Raw genomic sequence first — 22,603 nt, forward strand, 5'->3', positions numbered from 1 at the left:
TTGTGAGATTCGAACTTTCGGTTCGTTTCGTCTTCACACACCGCAATCTGATGCTCTTTCGAGTAGTCAAATTGCTTGGGTGTTATATGGTCAAGCCTCACGGGCAATTAGTATTGGTTAGCTCAACGCCTCACAGCGCTTACACACCCAACCTATCAACGTCGTAGTCTTCGACGGCCCTTCAGGGGACTCAAGGTCCCAGTGAGATCTCATCTTGAGGCTAGTTTCCCGCTTAGATGCTTTCAGCGGTTATCTATTCCGAACATAGCTACCCGGCAATGCCACTGGCGTGACAACCGGAACACCAGAGGTTCGTCCACTCCGGTCCTCTCGTACTAGGAGCAGCCCCTCTCAAATCTCAAACGTCCACGGCAGATAGGGACCGAACTGTCTCACGACGTTCTAAACCCAGCTCGCGTACCACTTTAAATGGCGAACAGCCATACCCTTGGGACCGGCTTCAGCCCCAGGATGTGATGAGCCGACATCGAGGTGCCAAACACCGCCGTCGATATGAACTCTTGGGCGGTATCAGCCTGTTATCCCCGGAGTACCTTTTATCCGTTGAGCGATGGCCCTTCCATACAGAACCACCGGATCACTAAGACCTACTTTCGTACCTGCTCGACGTGTCTGTCTCGCAGTCAAGCGCGCTTTTGCCTTTATACTCTACGACCGATTTCCGACCGGTCTGAGCGCACCTTCGTACTCCTCCGTTACTCTTTAGGAGGAGACCGCCCCAGTCAAACTACCCACCATACACTGTCCTCGATCCGGATAACGGACCTGAGTTAGAACCTCAAAGTTGCCAGGGTGGTATTTCAAGGATGGCTCCACGCGAACTGGCGTCCACGCTTCAAAGCCTCCCACCTATCCTACACAAGCAAATTCAAAGTCCAGTGCAAAGCTATAGTAAAGGTTCACGGGGTCTTTCCGTCTAGCCGCGGATACACTGCATCTTCACAGCGATTTCAATTTCACTGAGTCTCGGGTGGAGACAGCGCCGCCATCGTTACGCCATTCGTGCAGGTCGGAACTTACCCGACAAGGAATTTCGCTACCTTAGGACCGTTATAGTTACGGCCGCCGTTTACCGGGGCTTCGATCAAGAGCTTCGCGTTAGCTAACCCCATCAATTAACCTTCCGGCACCGGGCAGGCGTCACACCCTATACGTCCACTTTCGTGTTTGCAGAGTGCTGTGTTTTTAATAAACAGTCGCAGCGGCCTGGTATCTTCGACCGGCGTGGGCTTACGCAGCAAGTGCTTCACCCTCACCGGCGCACCTTCTCCCGAAGTTACGGTGCCATTTTGCCTAGTTCCTTCACCCGAGTTCTCTCAAGCGCCTTGGTATTCTCTACCCAACCACCTGTGTCGGTTTGGGGTACGGTTCCTGGTTACCTGAAGCTTAGAAGCTTTTCTTGGAAGCATGGCATCAACCACTTCGTCACCTAAAAGGTAACTCGTCATCAGCTCTCGGCCTTAGAATCCCGGATTTACCTAAGATTCCAGCCTACCACCTTAAACTTGGACAACCAACGCCAAGCTGGCCTAGCCTTCTCCGTCCCTCCATCGCAATAACCAGAAGTACAGGAATATTAACCTGTTTTCCATCGACTACGCTTTTCAGCCTCGCCTTAGGGACCGACTAACCCTGCGTCGATTAACGTTGCGCAGGAAACCTTGGTCTTTCGGCGTGGGTGTTTTTCACACCCATTGTCGTTACTCATGTCAGCATTCGCACTTCTGATACCTCCAGCAAGCTTCTCAACTCACCTTCACAGGCTTACAGAACGCTCCTCTACCGCATCATCCGAAGATGATACCCGTAGCTTCGGTGTATGGTTTGAGCCCCGTTACATCTTCCGCGCAGGCCGACTCGACTAGTGAGCTATTACGCTTTCTTTAAAGGGTGGCTGCTTCTAAGCCAACCTCCTAGCTGTCTAAGCCTTCCCACATCGTTTCCCACTTAACCATAACTTTGGGACCTTAGCTGACGGTCTGGGTTGTTTCCCTTTTCACGACGGACGTTAGCACCCGCCGTGTGTCTCCCATGCTCGGCACTTGTAGGTATTCGGAGTTTGCATCGGTTTGGTAAGTCGGGATGACCCCCTAGCCGAAACAGTGCTCTACCCCCTACAGTGATACATGAGGCGCTACCTAAATAGCTTTCGAGGAGAACCAGCTATCTCCGAGCTTGATTAGCCTTTCACTCCGATCCACAGGTCATCCGCTAACTTTTCAACGGTAGTCGGTTCGGTCCTCCAGTCAGTGTTACCTAACCTTCAACCTGCCCATGGATAGATCGCCCGGTTTCGGGTCTATTCCCAGCGACTAGACGCCCTATTAAGACTCGCTTTCGCTACGCCTCCCCTATTCGGTTAAGCTCGCCACTGAAAATAAGTCGCTGACCCATTATACAAAAGGTACGCAGTCACCTAACAAAGTAGGCTCCCACTGCTTGTACGCATACGGTTTCAGGATCTATTTCACTCCCCTCTCCGGGGTTCTTTTCGCCTTTCCCTCACGGTACTAGTTCACTATCGGTCAGTCAGTAGTATTTAGCCTTGGAGGATGGTCCCCCCATATTCAGACAAAGTTTCTCGTGCTCCGTCCTACTCGATTTCATGACTAAGAGATTTTCGCGTACAGGGCTATCACCCACTATGGCCGCACTTTCCAGAGCGTTCCGCTAATCTCAAAGCCACTTAAGGGCTAGTCCCCGTTCGCTCGCCACTACTAAGGGAATCTCGGTTGATTTCTTTTCCTCAGGGTACTTAGATGTTTCAGTTCCCCTGGTTCGCCTCTTGCACCTATGTATTCAGTACAAGATAACCATCTTATGATGGCTGGGTTCCCCCATTCAGACATCTCCGGATCAAAGTCTGTTTGCCGACTCCCCGAAGCTTTTCGCAGGCTACCACGTCTTTCATCGCCTCTGACTGCCAAGGCATCCACCGTATGCGCTTCTTCACTTGACCATATAACCCCAAGCAATCTGGTTATACTATGAAGACGACATTCGCCGAAAATTCGAATTTCTCAATTAAGAGAACTCACAAATTTTACCTTAGCCTGATCCGTTACCAGTGAAAGTAACGTTCAGTCTATCTTTCTATCACATACCCAAATTTTTAAAGAACGAACTAGTCAAAGACTAGAAATCAACATTCACCATCGAACCGATGGAATGCTCATTTCTAAGCTTTAAAACAAAACAGCCATTTCCAGATGGAAACGACCTTTTCGTCTTCTTCAATGAATCAAGCAATTCGTGTGGGAGCTCATGAAGCAGCTGAGTCGTCGATTAAGGAGGTGATCCAGCCGCAGGTTCCCCTACGGCTACCTTGTTACGACTTCACCCCAGTCATGAATCACACCGTGGTAACCGTCCCCCCGAAGGTTAGACTAGCTACTTCTGGTGCAACCCACTCCCATGGTGTGACGGGCGGTGTGTACAAGGCCCGGGAACGTATTCACCGCGACATTCTGATTCGCGATTACTAGCGATTCCGACTTCACGCAGTCGAGTTGCAGACTGCGATCCGGACTACGATCGGTTTTATGGGATTAGCTCCACCTCGCGGCTTGGCAACCCTCTGTACCGACCATTGTAGCACGTGTGTAGCCCAGGCCGTAAGGGCCATGATGACTTGACGTCATCCCCACCTTCCTCCGGTTTGTCACCGGCAGTCTCCTTAGAGTGCCCACCATTACGTGCTGGTAACTAAGGACAAGGGTTGCGCTCGTTACGGGACTTAACCCAACATCTCACGACACGAGCTGACGACAGCCATGCAGCACCTGTCTCAATGTTCCCGAAGGCACCAATCCATCTCTGGAAAGTTCATTGGATGTCAAGGCCTGGTAAGGTTCTTCGCGTTGCTTCGAATTAAACCACATGCTCCACCGCTTGTGCGGGCCCCCGTCAATTCATTTGAGTTTTAACCTTGCGGCCGTACTCCCCAGGCGGTCAACTTAATGCGTTAGCTGCGCCACTAAGAGCTCAAGGCTCCCAACGGCTAGTTGACATCGTTTACGGCGTGGACTACCAGGGTATCTAATCCTGTTTGCTCCCCACGCTTTCGCACCTCAGTGTCAGTATCAGTCCAGGTGGTCGCCTTCGCCACTGGTGTTCCTTCCTATATCTACGCATTTCACCGCTACACAGGAAATTCCACCACCCTCTACCATACTCTAGCTTGTCAGTTTTGAATGCAGTTCCCAGGTTGAGCCCGGGGCTTTCACATCCAACTTAACAAACCACCTACGCGCGCTTTACGCCCAGTAATTCCGATTAACGCTTGCACCCTCTGTATTACCGCGGCTGCTGGCACAGAGTTAGCCGGTGCTTATTCTGTCGGTAACGTCAAAATTGCAGAGTATTAATCTACAACCCTTCCTCCCAACTTAAAGTGCTTTACAATCCGAAGACCTTCTTCACACACGCGGCATGGCTGGATCAGGCTTTCGCCCATTGTCCAATATTCCCCACTGCTGCCTCCCGTAGGAGTCTGGACCGTGTCTCAGTTCCAGTGTGACTGATCATCCTCTCAGACCAGTTACGGATCGTCGCCTTGGTGAGCCATTACCTCACCAACTAGCTAATCCGACCTAGGCTCATCTGATAGCGCAAGGCCCGAAGGTCCCCTGCTTTCTCCCGTAGGACGTATGCGGTATTAGCGTTCCTTTCGAAACGTTGTCCCCCACTACCAGGCAGATTCCTAGGCATTACTCACCCGTCCGCCGCTGAATCAGAGAGCAAGCTCTCTTCATCCGCTCGACTTGCATGTGTTAGGCCTGCCGCCAGCGTTCAATCTGAGCCATGATCAAACTCTTCAGTTCAAACATCTTTGGGTTTTGAGAAAACCCTAAACTTGGCTCAGCAATCGTTGGTTACATCTTTGATTTCTCGCGGAGTAACTTGTGATGCTGATAATCTGTTGACTAGCAGTCTGACTCCACAAGCACCCACACGAATTGCTTGATTCAGTTGTTAAAGAGCGGTTGGTTAAGATCTTTCATCTCAACCGAGGCGCGCATTCTACAGCAGCCTCATTTGCTGTCAAGTGGTATTTTTCAGAAGTTTTCAAGGAATCCTTAACAACTTCAACCACTTGCGCTTCAGATCTCTCATCAGCGGGAGGCGAATTCTACAGCGTTACACGCTGCTGTCAACACCTCTTTTTCAACTTCCTTGGCGCTTCTATAACCTGAAGCAACCTGCTGCCGAAAACTTCTTAACTCATTGTTTACCAAGGAGTTTTCCGTTTCGACTGCGCCGGAAGTGGGCGAATTATAGGCTTCTAAAATTCGCCGTCAACCCTTTGTTTCAGGTTTATTCGGATTTGAGCGTAATGCGCGCAAATGCCTTCTTGCCTGCCTGGCAAACGTGGGTCGCACCCAGTACGTATATAAAGGAGCGATCAACAACCTCGCCATCGATGCGCACGCCACCGGAACCGAGCAGATCACGCGCCACAGCCGAGTTCTTCACCAGGCCCGCCTTATTAAGGACGGCAGCGATCGGCATATCTTCAGCAGCAGTCAACTCGATCTCAGGCAGATCGTCCGGCAGCTCGCCATCCTTCATACGGTTGCCTGCCGCGCGATGGGCATTGGCCGCAGCCTCCTCACCATGGAAACGGGCAACGATCTCTTCAGCCAGCTTGATCTTGATGTCACGCGGATTGGCGCCCGCCTCGACATCGGCGCGGAAAGCATTGATCTCATCCATGGAGCGGAAACTGAGCAGCTCGAAGTAACGCCACATCAGCGCATCCGGAATGGAGACCAGCTTGCTGTACATCACGCCCGGCGCTTCCTGGATACCCACATAGTTGCCCAAGGACTTGGACATCTTCTTCACGCCATCCAGACCTTCGAGCAATGGCATGGTCAGAATGCACTGGGCTTCCTGGCCGTAACCACGCTGCAGTTCACGCCCCATCAACAGGTTGAACTTCTGGTCGGTGCCGCCGAGCTCGACATCCGCGCGCAAGGCGACCGAGTCGTAACCCTGAACCAGCGGATACAGGAACTCGTGAATGGCAATCGGTTGATTGGTCGTGTAGCGCTTGTCGAAATCATCGCGCTCGAGCATGCGAGCCACGGTGTACTGCGAAGTCAGGCGGATGAAGTCGGCCGGCCCCATCTGATCCATCCAGGTGGAGTTGAATGCCACTTCGGTCTTGGCCGGATCGAGAATCTTGAACACCTGGGTCTTGTAGGTCTCGGCGTTGTCGAGCACCTGCTCACGGGTCAGCGGAGGGCGTGTTGCACTCTTGCCGCTCGGATCGCCGATCATCCCGGTGAAGTCGCCAATCAGGAAGATCACCTGGTGACCCAGCTCCTGGAACTGGCGCAGCTTGTTGATGAGCACGGTGTGGCCCAGGTGCAAATCCGGGGCGGTCGGGTCGAAGCCGGCCTTGATACGCAGCGGCTGGCCACGCTTGAGCTTTTCGATCAGCTCGGACTCGACCAACAGTTCTTCCGCACCACGTTTAATCAGCGCTAGCTGCTCTTCAACCGACTTCATAACAGACCCGCAAGGCTCGAATTCAAAGGGGACCAACCATACAAGATCGCGCGTCAAATACAAAGTTTGGCCGGCACAATGACGCCAATCCGCTGACAAGGGTGTCCACGGACTTGCTTCAGGGATGATTTGGTTATATTTTATACAGTTATTTCATCTTCATCATGTCATTCATCTTTTCCAATTCATCTTTTTCAAAGTCAAAACACTACTTATGACCAAAGAATCGTCTAAAGCGCCACCGCTTTACCCGAAAACCCACCTGCTCGCAGCGAGCGGCATCGCCGCCCTGCTGAGCCTGGCGCTTCTGGTATTTCCTTCCAGTGATGTCGAAGCCAAAAAGACAACCCTGAGTCTTGAACTGGAAAGCCCTGCTGAACAACTGACACAAGAACAAGACGCTGCAGACGCCGTCCAAGCCACAAATGAGGCTGTCGCACCTCCTTTCGCGCAAATAGAGGAGAGCGCGCCAGAACCCCAGGAAACCGCTCAAGCCACACCGGCTCCTGTAGCAGTGCCTGTACCGGTTGCCGAAGAAAAGAAGGCGCCAAATCACAGGGAGGTGATCGTCAGCAAAGGCGATACGCTCTCCACGCTGTTCGAAAAAGTCGGCCTTCCAGCCACTTCGGTGCATGACTTGCTGGCCAGCGACAAACAGGCCAAGCAATTCAGCCAGCTCAAGCATGGACAAAAACTCGAATTCGAACTGGGTCCGGACGGCCAGCTGACCAGCCTGCACAGCAAGGTCAGCGACCTCGAAACCATCACCCTGACCAAGAACGTCAAGGGCTACAGCTTCAACCGCGTTACCGCCAAGCCCACCGTGCGCTCTGCCTACGTGCATGGCGTGATCAACAGCTCGCTGTCACAGTCCGCCGCGCGCGCCGGCCTGTCGCATCGACTGACCATGGACATGGCCAGCGTGTTTGGCTACGACGTCGACTTTGCCCAGGATATTCGCCAGGGCGACCAGTTCGATGTGATCTATGAACAGAAAGTGGTCAATGGCAAAGCGGTCGGCGACGGCCCGATCCTGTCCGCACGCTTCACCAACCGCGGCAAGACCTACACCGCCGTGCGCTACACCGACAAGCAAGGCAACAGCAGCTATTACACGGCTGATGGCAACAGCATGCGCAAGGCATTCATCCGTACACCGGTGGACTTCGCCCGCATCAGCTCGAAATTCTCCATGGGCCGCAAGCACCCGATCCTGAACAAAATCCGCGCCCACAAAGGCGTGGACTACGCAGCGCCGCGCGGTACGCCAATCAAGGCGGCCGGTGACGGCAAAGTATTGCTGGCAGGTCGCCGCGGCGGTTACGGCAACACCGTGATTCTGCAGCACGGTAATACCTACCGCACGCTGTACGGCCACATGCAAGGCTTCGCCAAGGGCGTCAAGACTGGAGGCACTGTCAAACAAGGCCAGGTCATCGGCTACATTGGCACTACCGGCCTTTCCACCGGCCCGCACTTGCATTACGAGTTCCAGGTCAATGGCGTACACGTCGATCCGCTGGGCCAGAAAGTAGCGATGGCCGACCCGATTTCCAAAGCCGAACGCGCACGCTTCCTGGCGCAGAGCCAGCCCCTGATGGCCCGCATGGATCAGGAAAAAGCCACCCAGCTGGCTTCGGCCAAGCGCTAGGCCATGGCGCTCTATATAGGTGTGATGTCCGGGACCAGCCTCGATGGCCTGGACATAGCGCTGATCGAACAAGCTCCGGCGATCAGGCTGATCGCCACCCACTACATCCCGATGCCCGACTCCCTGCGCGCCGAGCTGCTTGGCTTGTGCGCCAGCGGTCTGGACGAAATCGCCCGCTCCGCCATCGCCCAACAGAACTGGGTGAAGCTGGCGGCGCAGGGGGTTAATGCCCTCCTTGCCCAACAGCACCTCAAGCCTGAAGACATTCGCGCGATTGGCAGCCATGGTCAAACCATTCGCCATGAACCCGCGCGCGGCTTCACGGTGCAAATCGGTAATCCGGCCCTACTGACCGAGCTCACCGGCATCACGGTGGTCAGTGATTTCCGCAGCCGCGACGTCGCTGCCGGTGGGCAGGGCGCGCCACTGGTTCCAGCCTTTCACGAAGCGCTTTTTGAAGAACAGTCCGGCAACCGCGCCGTGCTGAACGTAGGTGGCTTCAGCAACCTCAGCCTGATTGAACCCGGCAAGCCCGTCGCAGGTTTCGACTGCGGCCCGGGCAACGTATTGCTGGATGCCTGGATTCACCAACAGCGCGGTGACAACTTTGACCGTGATGGCCAATGGGCTGCCAGCGGCAAGATCGAACCGGTACTGTTGAAGGCACTGCTCAGCGACCCGTTCTTTGTGACAAAAGGCCCGAAGAGTACCGGTCGGGAAGTATTCAACCTGCCATGGCTGACCCGGCATCTGGCAGCCCTGCCGGCCTTCGCCGCCGAGGATGTTCAGGCAACGCTGCTGGAACTGACGGCATTGACCATCGTCGAATCGCTGCGCAGTGCCCAGGCAGATACTCGGGAGCTGCTGGTCTGCGGCGGTGGCGCGCACAACGGCGCACTGATGAAGCGCCTGGCCGGCCTGCTACCGAATGCGATGGTCAGCAGTACCGCCACTCACGGTGTAGACCCGGACTGGGTCGAGGCCATGGCCTTCGCCTGGCTGGCCCATTGCTGCCTGGAAGGTATCGCGGCCAATCGCCCGAGTGTCACCGGCGCCCGTGGACTGCGCGTACTCGGCGCCATCTACCCCGCCTGAATGCCGGACAGCAAAACGCCGCAGGGCCCTGAGGCCATGCGGCGTTTTGATGATACAGACGCGCTGATCAGATCGAGAACGAAGAGCCACAACCACAGGTGGTGGTAGCGTTCGGGTTCTTGATGACGAAACGCGAGCCTTCCAGACCTTCCTGGTAATCCACCTCGGCGCCTGCCAGGTACTGGAAGCTCATCGGATCGACAACCAGACTCACACCTTCGCGCTCAACGATGGTGTCGTCATCGGCCACTTCTTCATCGAAAGTGAAGCCGTACTGAAAACCTGAACAACCGCCGCCCGTAACGAATACGCGCAGCTTCAAGCGATCATTCCCCTCTTCATCGACCAGGCTCTTCACCTTGTGCGCGGCACCGTGGGTGAATTGCAAAGCCGTGGGGGTGAAGGATTCGACGCTCATGCTGACTATCTCCCGGCGTTACGCCGTCATATTGCGTGATGACGCGCATTATCCGCTTCTCCTAGAAAAGCGGTCAACTATTGTTATGGTATATCAACCAACCCAGTCGCCCGCCCTGAATGCAAAAAGGCCCGTTCAACGGGCCTTTTGCTGTGCGCGATACAGTCTTACGGCAGCATGCCCGCGTGGGACAGCCCCAGGCGTTCATCCAGGCCAAACAGGATGTTCATGTTCTGCACGGCCTGACCGGACGCACCCTTGACCAAGTTGTCGATCACCGACAACACGACCACCAGGTCACCGTCCTGAGGGCGGTGCACGGCAATACGGCACACGTTGGCGCCGCGCACGCTGCGGGTTTCCGGGTGGCTGCCGGCTGGCATCACGTCGACGAACGGTTCGTTGGCATAACGTTTTTCAAACAGCGCCTGCAGATCCACCGAGCGATCCACGACGGTTGCGTAGAGCGTGGAGTGAATGCCACGGATCATCGGGGTCAGGTGCGGCACGAAGGTCAGGCCAACGTCCTTGCCCGCGGCGCGACGCAGGCCCTGGCGAATTTCCGGCAGGTGGCGATGCCCTTTGACGGCGTAAGCCTTCATGCTTTCCGACGTCTCGGAGTACAACGAACCGACGGCAGCACCACGACCAGCACCGCTGACGCCGGACTTGCAGTCGGCGATCAGGCGCGAAGCATCAGCCAGGCCCGCTTCGAGCAATGGCAGGAAACCCAACTGCGTGGCGGTCGGGTAGCAACCCGGTACCGCAATCAGGCGCGCTTTCTTGATCTGCTCGCGATTGACTTCCGGCAGGCCGTAGACCGCTTCGTCCAGCAACTCCGGTGCGCCGTGCGGTTGGCCGTACCACTTGGCCCATTCCTCGGCATCCTGCAGGCGGAAATCCGCAGACAGGTCGATGACCTTGGTGCCGGCCGCCAGCAGTTCACCCGCCAGGGCATGTGCAACGCCGTGAGGGGTTGCGAAGAACACCACGTCGCAGGCGCCCAGGGTCTTGATGTCCGGAACACTGAACGCCAGGCCGTCGTAGTGGCCTCGCAGGTTCGGGTACATGTCGGCCACGGCCAGGCCGGCCTCGGATCGGGAAGTGATCACCACCACTTCAGCTTGCGGATGTTGTGCCAACAGACGCAACAGTTCGACACCGGTGTAACCCGTGCCGCCGACGATACCGACCTTGACCATAAACCTGCCCTCAACGAACCCACTGGAAAGCCGTCGATAATAGGGCCCGTATCGTCCTGCGACAACCGGCAAGGTGACGTGCGGAGCCTCAAGCCTCTACTATCCGGCTACCGTGAACCTGGGAATAACCAAAAATGCTTTATCTGTGGCTCAAAGCTTTCCACATCATCAGCGTCGTCTGCTGGTTTGCCGGCCTGTTCTACCTGCCGCGCCTGTTCGTCTACCATGCCCAAAGCGAAGACACCGTCAGCAAGGAGCGCTTCAGCATCATGGAGCGCAAGCTGTACCGGGGCATCATGGGACCCTCGATGATCGCTACGCTCATCTTCGGTGGCTGGCTCATCTACCTCAACCCAGGCATCTTCAGCCAAGGTGGCTGGATACACGCCAAATTGACCCTGGTCGTGTTGCTGATCGGCTACCACCATATGTGTGGTGCGCAGGTAAAGCGCTTTGCCCGTGGCGAAAACACCCGCAGCCATGTCTTTTATCGCTGGTTCAATGAAGTGCCGGTTCTGATATTGCTGGCGATCGTAATTCTGGTCGTCGTTCGGCCGTTCTAAACCCAATAGTTACCACTCACCGGGGTACTTCCAATGTCGCTGCCCGCTCTGCTTGAACAACGCTTGCGTTTGCCCGTAGTGGCCGCGCCGATGTTCCTGATTTCCAACCCGCAACTGGTGCTTGCCTGCTGCCGCAATGGCGTGGTCGGCAGCTTTCCGGCGCTGAACCAGCGCGAGAGCAGCGGTTTCAGGGCCTGGCTGGAAGAAATCGAAGCCGGGTTGGCGACATTGGAGAATCCCGCTCCCTATGCAGTGAACCTGATCGTTCACAACAGCAATCCGCGATTGCAGGCGGATCTTGAAATCTGTATCGAACACAAAGTGCCGATCGTGATCACCAGTCTCGGCGCAGTCAAGGAAGTGGTCGATGCGGTCCACAGCTACGGCGGCCTGGTGTTCCATGATGTGACGACCCGTCGCCATGCCGAGAAAGCCGCCGAGGCGGGCGTGGACGGGCTGATTGCCGTTGCGGCGGGGGCCGGCGGACATGCCGGGACCTGGAGTCCGTTCTCGCTGATCGCCGAGATCCGCCAGTTCTTCGACAAGACGCTACTGCTGGCCGGTTGCCTGAACCACGGCCACGAAATTCTCGCCGCGCAATTGCTCGGTGCGGACCTGGCCTACTTCGGCACACGATTTATCGGCACCACTGAAAGTCATGCGCCTGACGCCTACAAGGAGATGCTGCTGACATCCAGAGCCGCAGACATCATCCATACTCCAGCGGTGTCGGGTGTACCGGCAAGTTTCATGCGCCAGAGCCTGGAGGCCGCAGGATTCGACATGGCAGCGCTGCAAAACAAGGGAGAGGTGAATTTCGGCTCCAAACTCAAACCCATCAGCGATGAAGCCAAAGCCTGGAAAACCGTGTGGTCCGCGGGCCAGGGCGTCGGTGAAATCGATGACTTGCCGAGCGTGGACCAGTTGGTCGCACGCCTCGACGACGAGTACCGCAAGGCACAGGAACAAGCAGCGCAACTGCGCCAACGCTGGCCGCGCTGAAAAACCGGGCCAGCCGCGGCTGGCCATTCGTATCAATGACTCGCGCCAAGGATGCCTGGGCTATGAGCGAAAACCGTTACAAGATCGTGTTCGACGGCACACTGTTGCCGGGTGTTGATATCAACAACGCCAAACTCAATCTCGCGGCGCTGTTCAAGAGCGATGTCAGCGCCATCGAGCGCCTGTTCAATGGTCGACCGGTAGCACTCAAGCGCGACCTGACACAGGCTGATGCGCAGACCTATCTTCAAGCCCTGAAGAACACTGGCATCGATGCCCGGATCGAGATGGAACCTCCGATCGAGCTCGACCTGGCGGATGTTCACGATCCTGTCGCTGCATCAGAACCACAATCCCCTTATTCACCGCCACAGACCCGCGTCGGCGAAAAACTGCCTGAGTTCGCCGTACTCAAGCCCTTCGGCGTCGAAGGTCGCATCGGTCGCCTGCGCTTTCTGGCGTGGACGATGGTGCTGAGCCTGGTGACCCTGCCCATTGTCGGCGTGTTTGCGCTCATCGGCCTGGGGCTGGTCAGTGGCAATTCCACCAACGGGCTGATCATCGGCGGCATCTTCGCCTTCCTCCTATTCATGGCGTTCCTGGTGGTCAGTGTCCTGTTCAGCATTCAGCGTTTGCACGATATAGGCTGGTCGGGCTGGCTCTGGCTCCTCAACCTGGTTCCGTTCGTAGGCAGTTTCTTCCCGCTGGTGATCATGGTCATGCCGGGCAACGCCGGCGCTAACCGCTATGGCCCGCCTCCCCCGCCCAACAGCACGGCGGTCAAGGTTCTGTGCGCATTGTGGATTGTGTTTATCGGGTTATTTGCCGTCGGTGCGATGGTGGGTGGAATCTCGACAATCCAGCAAGGGTATGAAGATTCCCTTGAGAGCAGTTACCAAAGTGGCTCGGTGACCATCGACGAAATCGATGTCGAAGTCCAATCGCAAGCAAATTCGCCAGCCGAGGCAGCCGAACAAGCCCCGCCCCCTGTAGACTCTGCGAAAGAATGAACAGCGCTCCCCGCCCGTGACACCTGCGTCGCGGCGCGGAGCTGTTGCGATGGAGATTGGCATGACCCGTTACGCTCTGATCACTGGCGCTTCCAGCGGCATCGGCCTGGCGATGGCCGAAGCGCTGGCCCGGCGCGGCCGAAGCCTGATTCTGGTGGCTCGACAGCGTGATCAGCTGGAAAGCATTGCGATTGAACTGACCCAACGTTTTGGCGTGGAAGTGTTGTTCCGTGCCTGCGATCTGGGCGAGCCGCTGCGCCTGTCGGGCTTCCTGCTGGAGCTGGAGGAAGGTGACCGGCAGATCGACCTGCTGGTCAACTGCGCCGGCATCGGCACTTGCGGCCCGTTCCTGGCCCAGGACTGGATGACCGAGCAGGATCTGATCGAAGTGAACATCCTGGCACTCACTCGCCTGTGCCATGCCATCGGTAACAGCATGGCGTTGCAGGGTGGCGGTCAAATTCTGAACGTCGCTTCGGTCGCGGCGTTCCAGCCCGGCCCGTGGATGAGTACTTATTACGCCAGCAAGGCCTATGTGCTGCACTTTTCCGAAGCCCTGCGGGTCGAGCTGAAAAAATGCGCGGTCAAGGTCTCGGTGCTCTGCCCCGGCCCGACTCGCACGGCGTTTTTCCGCACCGCGCAACTGAACAGCGACAAACTGGCCAACAGTAAAATGCTGATGAGTCCGGAGGAAGTCGCGCTTTATACGGTGCGAGCCCTGGAGAAAAATCGCGCAATCATCATCCCCGGGCGGCGCAACCGCTGGTTCGCCACCCTGCCCCGGTTCGGCTCGCGCTGGCTGATCAGGACAATCACCGGCATGGTCATCAAGGCTCACTGCCCGCGCTGAAGGGTCCTACAGTAAAACACTGGGCGGGTACACCCGGCATGGGTACACTCGGGCCAGCCCAAACAACGGAGAAAACAGCTGTGGATACTCTGTTCACCAAGATCATCAACCGGGAAATCCCGGCGAAGATCATTTACGAGGACGACCAGGTACTGGCCTTCCACGACATCGCCCCACAGGCACCGGTGCACTTCCTGGTGGTTCCGAAGAAGCCGGTACGCACCTTGAACGACCTGACCGAGGACGACAAGGCGCTGGCTGGACACATCCTGTTCACCGCCCAGCGCCTGGCCCTGGAACTGGGTTGCGAAAAAGGTTTCCGCGTTGTCATGAACTGCAATGAAGAAGGTGGGCAGACTGTCTATCACATTCATATGCATGTACTGGGTCAGCGCCAGATGCACTGGCCGCCGGGCTGATTCAATACACGCTCCCGTAGGAGCGAGGCTTGCCCGCGAACCTGGCGACTCGGTTTGTCTGACACATGGAGTCGCCAGGTTCGCGGGCAAGCCTCGCTCCTACGGGGGCGCTGGTGTCTCAAGAGAATGACCCAACGCAAACCTTCCCCGGCCGATTGGGTTAAACTGGCCGCCGAGATTCCTCCGGAGGTCAGCATGACTACCCAACGTCACTACTCGCCGATTGACCGCCTTCTGCTGCAAGCCGATGCCGCGATGCGAACCCTGCTGCCCTTCAGCGGCCAGCCCTACCGTCCGTCGCCCGCCATCGTGCAGCCCGATGCGAAATTGAGCGATGAAGACACCCGCCACGTTGCCGGGCTGATGCGCATCAACCATACCGGTGAAGTCTGCGCACAGGCGCTGTACCAGGGACAAGCGCTGACCGCCAAGCTGCCTCAAGTGCGCATCGCGATGGAGCACGCCGCCGAAGAAGAAGTCGACCATCTGGCGTGGTGTGAGCAACGCATCCATCAGTTGGGCAGCCACACCAGCATTCTCAATCCGCTGTTCTATGGCATGTCCTTCGGCATAGGCGCTGTTGCAGGCCTGATCAGCGACAAAGTCAGCCTGGGTTTTGTCGCAGCGACGGAAGATCAGGTATGCAAGCACTTGAATGAACACCTGGAGAAATTGCCGGCCGAGGATGAAAAGTCCCGGGCGATTCTCGAACAGATGCGCATCGATGAAGAACAGCATGCCGAAAGCGCACTGGAAGCTGGCGGTTTCCGCTTTCCGGCACCGGTGAAGTTCGGCATGAGCTTGATGGCCAAGGTCATGACCAAGAGCACTTATCGAATCTGACGTCTTCGCAAGCTGGCGAGCGCCCACATCGGGTGCTGCACCAGAAACAAAAAAAGGCGACTACCGTGAGGTAGTCGCCTTTTTTTTGATGTCGATTCAACCCAGCTCGATAATCTCGTAGTCGTGAGTGATCTCTACACCTGCCGCACCCAGCATGATCGAAGCCGAGCAATACTTTTCAGCGGACAGTTCGATAGCGCGCTTGACCTGCGCTTCCTTCAGGGCACGGCCCTTGACCACAAAATGCATGTGGATCTTGGTGAAAACCTTCGGATCTTCGGTCGCGCGCTCGGCTTCCAGGAACGCCTCGCAGCTCTCGACCGCCTGACGGGACTTCTTGAGGATGCTGACCACATCGAAATTGCTGCAACCGCCTACACCCAGCAGGAGCATTTCCATCGGCCGGACACCCAGGTTACGGCCGCCGGCATCGGGCGGACCGTCCATGACCACGACATGACCGCTGCCGGATTCGCCGAGGAACATGGCTTCGCCAGCCCATTGGATGCGTGCCTTCATCGCCAAGACTCCACTGTCTAAAAAAGGGTCGCCAGCTTAGCACAGGCCCCTTGGTTGACAGTGATTGGCGTCCTAGGACATAACCATCAGCGCTGTAGGTAAAATCTCGAATACTGCAAGAAGTGTCTGGTAAGCTGGCGCCAATTCGCTGGCGCCTGGCCAGCTGTGCCGCGATTTCCGCAATTCATAACAAACCCAACACTCCGTGCAGTCTTTTCGGGATACAACCATGGTTGCTATTGCCCCCACCCCCAAGATGAAAAACCTCGACAAGCTGCTGATGCATTGCCAGCGCCGTCGCTATCAGGCCAAGAGCAACATCATTTGTGCTGGTGACCGCTCGGAGACGCTGTTCTTCATCATCAAGGGTTCGGTCACCATCCTGATCGAAGACGACGACGGTCGGGAAATGATCATCGCCTACCTGAACGCCGGGGATTTTTTTGGTGAGCTGGGTCTGTTTGAGCAGGCTGGCCACGAACAGGAGCGCAGCGCCTGGGTGCGGGCCAAGGTCGAATGCGAAGTGGCGGAAATCAGCTACGCGAAATTCCGCGAACTGTCGCAGCAGGACCCGGACATTCTTTACGTACTAAGCGGACAAATCGCACAACGCCTGCGTAACACCACCCGCAAGGTTGGTGACCTGGCATTTTTCGACGTCACCGGTCGCGTCGCCCGCTGCCTGCTTGAACTGTGCAAGCAGCCAGACGCCATGACCCATCCTGATGGCATGCAGATCAAGGTGACGCGCCAGGAAATCGGACGGATCGTCGGCTGTTCCCGGGAGATGGTCGGACGTGTGCTCAAGGATCTGGAAGAGCGCAACCTGGTGGATGTCAAAGGCAAGACCATGGTGGTCTTCGGTACGCGCTAAGTTCGTAAACTCAGCCGTTGAACATCTGGGTGAGCATTTGCCGAAAGAGTTCATCAAGACGTTCCAGCGCATCCGGCGCGGTGAACTTCTCATGCAAGGCGATGTGGCTTTCAGCACGCACCCGCTGCTCCAGACCGCAGGCCTCATTGAAGCGATTGACCGCCGCGACCATCGATTCGCGCTCGTTATCCAGCAACATCGCACCATGCACCAGCCCGACTGGACGCTGACCACCCTGGCTCTGGCGCCAGCGCTGGGCCGTACCGACCATCTTGCGCCCATCCAGATTGACGTTGAAGCGGCCATCACAGAACGCACCGTCGATTTCGCCCAGGGACGAAGTGCCCCCCAGCTCATCCAGCAACTGGCAGATCGGATCGCACAGACGTCGGTAGCCGGTCTCGATGCGGTTCAGATCCCCTTCGCTGCGCGGCGGCGCGTAAACCAGGGCGATGTTGATCGTCGAGGCGGACTGCGGCACCGGTTCGCCGCCGGTCTCACGCAATAATACCGGCCAGCCGGCAGCGGCGGAGACTTCGCAGGCCTGTTCGAACCCCGGTAAGCGACTCGAACGGCGTGGCATGACCAACGCCCGATCGCTCGGCTGCCAGAACAGCAGGCCGAACTCCGCGTCGCCGGCACAGACTGATGCCAACAGATCCTGTTCGGCCTGTAGGCCGGCTTCGATGGTCAAAGAGGTAGGCAGCGACATGGGGCGACTCCGGCAGACATCACGTCTTTGGGGAATTTGATGGCCTCATCGCGGGCAAGCCCGCTCCCACTGGGGAACAGGGCTGCCTGCAATGGCGGATCAGTCGAGCGTAGAACCGCTGACAGGAATGCCGCGCTCAGGGAAGAACAGACGTTGCAGTTCAGTGCCCGGGGTTTCGGCGCGCATGAACGCCTCGCCAACCAGGAACGCGTAGACGTCGCTGATTTCCATCAACTCGACATCGGCACGATTGAGGATGCCGCTTTCGGTGATCACCAAACGATCGCGCGGGATACGCGGCAACAGGTCGAGGGTGGTTTCCAGGCTGACTTCGAAGGTGTGCAGGTTGCGGTTGTTGATGCCAACCAGCGGCGTGTCGAGGGTTTTCAAGGCCCGCTCCAGCTCATCGCCATCGTGGACTTCCACCAGCACATCGAGGTTGACGCTTTTGGCCACGGCCGCCAGCTCGGCCATTTTCACGTCGTCCAGGGCGGAGACGATCAACAGCACGCAGTCGGCGCCGAGGGCACGGGCTTCGACGATCTGGTACGGATCGATCATGAAGTCCTTGCGGATCACCGGCAGCTTGCAGGCCGCGCGGGCCTGCTGCAGGTACAGGTCGGCGCCCTGGAAGTAATCGATATCGGTGAGCACCGACAGGCAGGTCGCACCGCCCTTCTCGTAGCTCTTGGCAATATCGGCGGGAACGAAGTTCTCGCGGATCACGCCTTTGCTCGGCGAAGCTTTCTTGATTTCAGCAATGACTGCCGGCTCTTTCAGCTTGGCCTGAGCCAGCAAAGCCTTGGCAAAACCACGGGGTGCATCGGCCGCCTTGGCCAGACTTTCCAGCTCGCTCAGGCTCACACGGGCGCTACGCTCGGCGACTTCCTGAACTTTGCGGGCCAGAATGTTTTCCAGAACCGTCGGTACACTCATCCCTCATTCTCCACTTTGAATACCGCGGTAAATGCACCCAGCTCCTCGAGTTTCTCCCGAGCGAGGCCGGTGTGCAGCGCATCGTGCGCCAGGGCAACGCCTTCTTTCAGGCTGCTGGCATGGTCGGCCGCATACAGCGCGGCACCGGCATTGAGCATGATCATCTCGGCAGCTTTCTGACCGTTTTCGGTCTTGCGCTTGCCCAAGGCATCGCGAATCAACTCCAGGGAGGCTGCCGGGCTTTCCACCGCCAGGCCATGCAGGCTCTGGCTCTTCATACCCAGATCTTCCGGCTCGACCCAATACTCGGTGATCTGGTTGTTTTTCAATTCCGCGACAAAGGTCGGTGCCGCCAGGCTGAACTCGTCCAGGCCATCCTTAGAATGCACCACCAGCACGTGCTTGCTGCCCAGACGCTGCAGGACTTCGGCCAATGGCCGGCAAAGTGTTTGAGTGAACACCCCCACCACCTGATGTTTCACGCCAGCCGGATTCGTAAGCGGGCCAAGCATGTTGAACAGGGTACGCAAACCGAGCTCACGGCGCGGGCCGGCGGCGTATTTCATGGCACTGTGATGAGTCTGGGCAAACATGAAACCGATGCCGACGTTATCGATGCAGCGCGCCACCTGGACCGGGGTCAGGTTCAGGTAGATGCCGGCCGCCTCCAGCAAATCGGCACTGCCGCTTTTGCCCGAGACCGCGCGGTTGCCGTGCTTGGCCACCGTGCAACCGGCCGCCGCGACCACGAAGGACGACGCGGTCGACACGTTGAAGATGTTGGCACCGTCACCGCCAGTGCCGACCACATCGACTACACCGTCGAGGGTCTTGAGTTCGACCTTGTCCGCCAGCTCGCGCATGACCGATACCGCGCCGACGATTTCGTCGATGCTTTCGCTCTTCATGCGCATGGCCATCATGAACGCGCCGATCTGCGCGTCCGTGCATTGGCCGGTCATGATTTCGCGCATTACGTCGCGCATTTCATCGGTGCTGAGGTCGAGTTGCTCGACGATCCGGCCCAGGGCTGTCTTGATATTCATGAAAAGTCCTTAGCGCGTGCCGCCGGTTTGTTTGAGGAAGTTGGCAAACAGCTCGTGCCCCTGTTCGGTGAGGATCGACTCAGGGTGGAACTGCACGCCTTCGATGTTCAGGGTCTTGTGGCGCAGGCCCATGATTTCGTCGACCGAGCCGTCTTCCAATTGGGTCCAGGCGGTCAGCTCGAGGCAATCAGGCAGGGTTTCGCGCTTGACGATCAATGAATGATAGCGGGTAACCGTCAGCGGCTTGTTCAGGCCTTCGAAGACACCTTTGTCTTCGTGGAACACCGGGCTGGTCTTGCCGTGCATGACCTGGCGCGCGCGAACCACATCGCCACCAAAGGCCTGGCCGATGGACTGATGCCCCAGGCAGACACCGAGAATCGGCAGTTTGCCGGCGAAGTGCTTGATGACATCAATCGAGACGCCGGCTTCGGTCGGGGTGCAGGGACCGGGAGAGACGACGATGCGCTCAGGATTGAGGGCTTCGATTTCGGCAACGGTAAGTTCATCGTTGCGCACGACTTTGACCTGGGAGCCCAGCTCACCAAGGTATTGCACAACGTTGTAGGTAAAGGAGTCGTAGTTATCGATCATCAGCAACATGGCGTTAAGAACCTCTTGAATTCACTGACTTGATACAGCCTTCGAATGATTTACCCGCAGCGTCCTGCACTTTGGCGGTCGCTGGAATCGCGAAGCAAAGGGCAATGTCTTGCGAGTAAAGAAGGCGAAGCGGTAAAGATCCGGCCGGGCCGGCAGAAGGATTCAGGCGCGCCAACGCCAGCGGGCGTGTGCCTTGATGACTTGATCCAGGAGTTTGCTGACGATCAACACGGGGAAGGTCTCATTTATACGTCCTGGCACAGTAACTTAGCTGGGCAGAGCGTGCAATATGGGGCGATCGAAGCAAGTGCAACATTCGGCAGGTTCGCGCCGAATGGCATCAGGCTCTATAGTTTTTTGGCACTGTCGTTTCACCCACTAAAACAATAAACAAACGGACTTGCTCATGATCAGACAGACGCTGTTTGCACCGCTTGCCGGTTGCCTGCTCGCCATGGCCTGCGCTCAGGCGATCGCGGCGCCCAACCCTTACTCGAACTTCATCGTCTTCGGTGACAGCCTCAACGATGCGGGGCAGTTTACCGACGCGGGCGGCCCTCCCGGTTCGACCTTGCGCTTTACCAACCGGACCGGGCCGACGTATCAGGACGGCAGCGGCGAAGTCTATTCCGCCAACTCAACCCAGCTGCTTGGGGGCAGGCTTGGCTTCCCGGATGACCAGACCGCCGCTTCGACTTCAGCCGCACGCGCCGCCCAGGGCCTGCCCGATGGTAACAACTGGGCCGTCGGCGGCTACCGCACCGATCAGATCCTCGATTCAATCACTACGTTGTCCGCCACGGGCGAACGTGCACGAGCGGGCTACCTGCCGGCCAACAATTTCCGTGCCGATCCGAACGCGCTCTATTACCTCTCCGGCGGCGGTAACGACTTTCTTCAGGGACGTGTGCAAAGTGGCGCCCAGGCGAATGCCGCGGCGGACCGACTGGCCAACAGCGTTCAGGTTCTGCAATCGGCCGGCGCCCGCTACATCATGGTCTGGCTGTTGCCTGACCTGGGCCTGACACCTGCCATCAATGGCACTCCTCTACAGGGACCTACCTCGCAATTGAGCGCGGCCTTCAATCGGCAACTGGTCACTCGACTGGCAGGCATCGATGCCCAAATCATTCCGTTGAACATTCCACTGTTGTTGCAGGAAACCTTCGCCGATCCGGCGCGATTCGGTTTTGCTACCGGCCAGAACCTGACCGCGACTTGCTTCAGTGGCGACGGCTGCACCGAAAACGCTACCTTTGGCATCAACAGCGCCACCCCGGACCCCAGCCAGCTGGTTTATAACGATGGGGTCCATCCGACCGAAGCCGGGCAAAAACTGGTGGCCGACTACGCCTATTCCTTACTTGCTGCGCCCTGGGAGCTGACGCTGCTGCCGGAAATGGCCCACGCCACGCTACGCGCGCATCAGGATGAACTGCGCAGCCAATGGCAATCCGATTGGGAGAGCTGGCAGGCGGTCGGCCAATGGCGGGCCATTGTGGCCGGGGGTGGCCAGCATATCGATGTGGACCAACAAAGCAGCGGTGCCGATGCCGATGGCAACGGCTACAGCTTGAACATCGGCGGCAGCTATCGCCTCAACGAAGCCTGGCGCGTGGGTGTGGCGGCAGGCTTCTATCGTCAGAACCTGGAAGCGGGAAACAACGATTCGGACTACAAGCTCAACAGCTACCTGGCCACGGCATTCGCCCAGTTCCAGCAGAACCGGTGGTGGGCCGATGCCGCCTTGACCGGCGGCAAGCTGGACTACGACGATCTCAAACGCAAATTCGATCTAGGCGCGGGTGAAGGTGCGGAGAAAGGCGACACCGACGGCTACCTCTGGGCATTCAGCACACGCCTGGGCTATGACATTGCACAGCCAGACAGTGAGTGGCACTTGTCGCCGTTCATCAGCGCCGATTACGCCAAAGTGGAAGTCGACGGTTACTCGGAAAACACCAGTCGCTCCACGGCGCTGACCTTTGATGATCAGAAACGCGATTCGAAACGTCTCGGCGCCGGGTTGCAGGGTAAGTACCAGATCACCTCGCAGACCCGAGTGTTTGGCGAATACGCCTACGAGCGTGAGTATGAAGATGACGTGCAGAAGGTAAACATCGCCCTCAATAGCTTGCCGTCCCTCGACTTCACGCTTGCTGGCTATACACCACAGAGCCATTTGAATCGCGTGAGCCTGGGAGTCAGCCACAACTTGACGGCTGATCTTGCGTTGCGTGGCGGGTACACCTTGCGCAAGGACGATGACTTTACCCAGCAAGGGATTACCGCTGGGGTCGCGCTGGACTTCTGATCCACGGTA

The 22,603-nt window shown here is 57.4% G+C and carries 18 protein-coding genes and 2 rRNA genes; 10 read left to right on the top strand and 10 right to left on the bottom strand.

Features of this window, described 5'->3' with window-relative positions; all coding sequences use genetic code 11:
- Positions 1-86: 86 nt before the first annotated feature.
- The 3 genes from OH720_RS28850 to tyrS form a co-directional block, all read right to left on the bottom strand.
- Positions 87-2,980, bottom strand: a 23S ribosomal RNA gene (locus OH720_RS28850).
- 327 nt (positions 2,981-3,307) lie between these two features.
- A 16S ribosomal RNA gene (locus OH720_RS28855) occupies positions 3,308-4,844 on the bottom strand.
- The 16S and 23S rRNA genes sit together here, the layout of an rRNA operon.
- A 493-nt stretch (positions 4,845-5,337) precedes the next feature.
- Positions 5,338-6,537 carry a tyrosine--tRNA ligase gene (gene tyrS, locus OH720_RS28860; RefSeq protein ID WP_180202466.1) on the bottom strand — a complete coding sequence of 400 codons (1,200 nt, stop codon included), beginning with the start codon at positions 6,535-6,537 and terminating at the stop codon, positions 5,338-5,340.
- A gap of 214 nt (positions 6,538-6,751) precedes the next feature.
- Here tyrS and OH720_RS28865 point away from each other — a divergent pair, with 214 nt between their 5' ends.
- The gene (locus OH720_RS28865; RefSeq protein WP_272603745.1) at positions 6,752-8,188 is read left to right on the top strand and encodes a peptidoglycan DD-metalloendopeptidase family protein; all 1,437 of its coding nucleotides are present in this window, start codon (positions 6,752-6,754) and stop codon (positions 8,186-8,188) included.
- A 3-nt stretch (positions 8,189-8,191) separates the two neighbouring features.
- Positions 8,192-9,283 (top strand): anhydro-N-acetylmuramic acid kinase, encoded by a 1,092-nt coding sequence (locus tag OH720_RS28870; RefSeq protein ID WP_272603746.1) that lies wholly within the window; start codon positions 8,192-8,194, stop codon positions 9,281-9,283.
- A gap of 67 nt (positions 9,284-9,350) precedes the next feature.
- On the opposite strand, the gene erpA is transcribed toward OH720_RS28870, so the two are convergent.
- Positions 9,351-9,701: an iron-sulfur cluster insertion protein ErpA gene (erpA, locus tag OH720_RS28875; protein WP_007906865.1), complete on the bottom strand. Its 351-nt coding sequence runs from the start codon at positions 9,699-9,701 to the stop codon at positions 9,351-9,353.
- A gap of 167 nt (positions 9,702-9,868) precedes the next feature.
- Positions 9,869-10,903 carry an N-acetyl-gamma-glutamyl-phosphate reductase gene (gene argC, locus OH720_RS28880; RefSeq protein WP_180202463.1) on the bottom strand — a complete coding sequence of 345 codons (1,035 nt, stop codon included), beginning with the start codon at positions 10,901-10,903 and terminating at the stop codon, positions 9,869-9,871.
- Positions 10,904-11,037: 134 nt separating this feature from the next.
- Between argC and hemJ the strand changes: the two genes are divergently transcribed.
- From hemJ to coq7, 6 genes are all read left to right on the top strand, one after another.
- The gene (hemJ, locus tag OH720_RS28885; protein WP_180202462.1) at positions 11,038-11,466 is read left to right on the top strand and encodes a protoporphyrinogen oxidase HemJ; all 429 of its coding nucleotides are present in this window, start codon (positions 11,038-11,040) and stop codon (positions 11,464-11,466) included.
- Between the two features lie 33 nt (positions 11,467-11,499).
- The gene (locus OH720_RS28890; RefSeq protein ID WP_272603747.1) at positions 11,500-12,468 is read left to right on the top strand and encodes an NAD(P)H-dependent flavin oxidoreductase; all 969 of its coding nucleotides are present in this window, start codon (positions 11,500-11,502) and stop codon (positions 12,466-12,468) included.
- Between the two features lie 62 nt (positions 12,469-12,530).
- Positions 12,531-13,478, top strand: coding sequence for a DUF805 domain-containing protein (locus OH720_RS28895; RefSeq protein ID WP_272603748.1), 948 nt, complete (start codon positions 12,531-12,533; stop codon positions 13,476-13,478).
- A 61-nt stretch (positions 13,479-13,539) separates the two neighbouring features.
- The gene (locus OH720_RS28900; protein ID WP_032831774.1) at positions 13,540-14,328 is read left to right on the top strand and encodes an SDR family NAD(P)-dependent oxidoreductase; all 789 of its coding nucleotides are present in this window, start codon (positions 13,540-13,542) and stop codon (positions 14,326-14,328) included.
- Between the two features lie 80 nt (positions 14,329-14,408).
- Complete coding sequence (locus OH720_RS28905; RefSeq protein ID WP_007986008.1) at positions 14,409-14,747, top strand: histidine triad nucleotide-binding protein; 339 nt, start codon at positions 14,409-14,411, stop codon at positions 14,745-14,747.
- A 195-nt stretch (positions 14,748-14,942) separates the two neighbouring features.
- Positions 14,943-15,590, top strand: coding sequence for a 2-polyprenyl-3-methyl-6-methoxy-1,4-benzoquinone monooxygenase (gene coq7, locus OH720_RS28910; protein WP_272603749.1), 648 nt, complete (start codon positions 14,943-14,945; stop codon positions 15,588-15,590).
- A gap of 96 nt (positions 15,591-15,686) precedes the next feature.
- On the opposite strand, the gene OH720_RS28915 is transcribed toward coq7, so the two are convergent.
- The gene (locus OH720_RS28915; protein WP_042730268.1) at positions 15,687-16,109 is read right to left on the bottom strand and encodes an OsmC family protein; all 423 of its coding nucleotides are present in this window, start codon (positions 16,107-16,109) and stop codon (positions 15,687-15,689) included.
- A 229-nt stretch (positions 16,110-16,338) separates the two neighbouring features.
- Between OH720_RS28915 and crp the strand changes: the two genes are divergently transcribed.
- Positions 16,339-16,983 carry a cAMP-activated global transcriptional regulator CRP gene (gene crp / locus OH720_RS28920; RefSeq protein WP_008061599.1) on the top strand — a complete coding sequence of 215 codons (645 nt, stop codon included), beginning with the start codon at positions 16,339-16,341 and terminating at the stop codon, positions 16,981-16,983.
- Positions 16,984-16,993: 10 nt separating this feature from the next.
- Here the strand turns inward: crp and OH720_RS28925 are convergent, their stop codons facing one another.
- From OH720_RS28925 to OH720_RS28940, 4 genes are all read right to left on the bottom strand, one after another.
- Positions 16,994-17,695, bottom strand: coding sequence for a lipoate--protein ligase family protein (locus OH720_RS28925; RefSeq protein WP_272603750.1), 702 nt, complete (start codon positions 17,693-17,695; stop codon positions 16,994-16,996).
- 99 nt (positions 17,696-17,794) lie between these two features.
- On the bottom strand, positions 17,795-18,631 hold the full coding sequence (trpC, locus tag OH720_RS28930) for an indole-3-glycerol phosphate synthase TrpC (protein ID WP_272603751.1): 837 nt from the start codon (positions 18,629-18,631) through the stop codon (positions 17,795-17,797).
- Entirely contained in the window at positions 18,628-19,677 is a 1,050-nt protein-coding gene (gene trpD, locus OH720_RS28935) for an anthranilate phosphoribosyltransferase (RefSeq protein WP_272603752.1), read from the bottom strand. The genes trpC and trpD overlap by 4 nt, the downstream gene beginning before the upstream one ends.
- 9 nt (positions 19,678-19,686) lie before the next feature.
- Complete coding sequence (locus OH720_RS28940; protein ID WP_033038788.1) at positions 19,687-20,280, bottom strand: aminodeoxychorismate/anthranilate synthase component II; 594 nt, start codon at positions 20,278-20,280, stop codon at positions 19,687-19,689.
- A 406-nt stretch (positions 20,281-20,686) separates the two neighbouring features.
- On the opposite strand from OH720_RS28940, the gene estP reads away from it, so the two are divergent.
- On the top strand, positions 20,687-22,594 hold the full coding sequence (gene estP / locus OH720_RS28945; protein ID WP_272603753.1) for an esterase EstP: 1,908 nt from the start codon (positions 20,687-20,689) through the stop codon (positions 22,592-22,594).
- Positions 22,595-22,603: the final 9 nt, after the last annotated feature.

It is taken from the genome of Pseudomonas sp. WJP1 (assembly GCF_028471945.1).
In the GTDB taxonomy this organism is placed as follows: Bacteria; Pseudomonadota; Gammaproteobacteria; order Pseudomonadales; family Pseudomonadaceae; genus Aquipseudomonas.

What these genes read in the sequence shown, in the direction of transcription:
- tyrS (WP_180202466.1), bottom strand. Translation starts at nt 6,537, where the DNA reads ATGAAGTCGGTTGAAGAGCAGCTAGCGCTGATTAAACGTGGTGCGGAA.
- OH720_RS28865 (WP_272603745.1), top strand. Translation starts at nt 6,752, where the DNA reads ATGACCAAAGAATCGTCTAAAGCGCCACCGCTTTACCCGAAAACCCAC.
- OH720_RS28870 (WP_272603746.1), top strand. Translation starts at nt 8,192, where the DNA reads ATGGCGCTCTATATAGGTGTGATGTCCGGGACCAGCCTCGATGGCCTG.
- erpA (WP_007906865.1), bottom strand. Translation starts at nt 9,701, where the DNA reads ATGAGCGTCGAATCCTTCACCCCCACGGCTTTGCAATTCACCCACGGT.
- argC (WP_180202463.1), bottom strand. Translation starts at nt 10,903, where the DNA reads ATGGTCAAGGTCGGTATCGTCGGCGGCACGGGTTACACCGGTGTCGAA.
- hemJ (WP_180202462.1), top strand. Translation starts at nt 11,038, where the DNA reads ATGCTTTATCTGTGGCTCAAAGCTTTCCACATCATCAGCGTCGTCTGC.
- OH720_RS28890 (WP_272603747.1), top strand. Translation starts at nt 11,500, where the DNA reads ATGTCGCTGCCCGCTCTGCTTGAACAACGCTTGCGTTTGCCCGTAGTG.
- OH720_RS28895 (WP_272603748.1), top strand. Translation starts at nt 12,531, where the DNA reads ATGAGCGAAAACCGTTACAAGATCGTGTTCGACGGCACACTGTTGCCG.
- OH720_RS28900 (WP_032831774.1), top strand. Translation starts at nt 13,540, where the DNA reads ATGACCCGTTACGCTCTGATCACTGGCGCTTCCAGCGGCATCGGCCTG.
- coq7 (WP_272603749.1), top strand. Translation starts at nt 14,943, where the DNA reads ATGACTACCCAACGTCACTACTCGCCGATTGACCGCCTTCTGCTGCAA.
- OH720_RS28915 (WP_042730268.1), bottom strand. Translation starts at nt 16,109, where the DNA reads ATGAAGGCACGCATCCAATGGGCTGGCGAAGCCATGTTCCTCGGCGAA.
- crp (WP_008061599.1), top strand. Translation starts at nt 16,339, where the DNA reads ATGGTTGCTATTGCCCCCACCCCCAAGATGAAAAACCTCGACAAGCTG.
- OH720_RS28925 (WP_272603750.1), bottom strand. Translation starts at nt 17,695, where the DNA reads ATGTCGCTGCCTACCTCTTTGACCATCGAAGCCGGCCTACAGGCCGAA.
- trpC (WP_272603751.1), bottom strand. Translation starts at nt 18,631, where the DNA reads ATGAGTGTACCGACGGTTCTGGAAAACATTCTGGCCCGCAAAGTTCAG.
- trpD (WP_272603752.1), bottom strand. Translation starts at nt 19,677, where the DNA reads ATGAATATCAAGACAGCCCTGGGCCGGATCGTCGAGCAACTCGACCTC.
- OH720_RS28940 (WP_033038788.1), bottom strand. Translation starts at nt 20,280, where the DNA reads ATGTTGCTGATGATCGATAACTACGACTCCTTTACCTACAACGTTGTG.
- estP (WP_272603753.1), top strand. Translation starts at nt 20,687, where the DNA reads ATGATCAGACAGACGCTGTTTGCACCGCTTGCCGGTTGCCTGCTCGCC.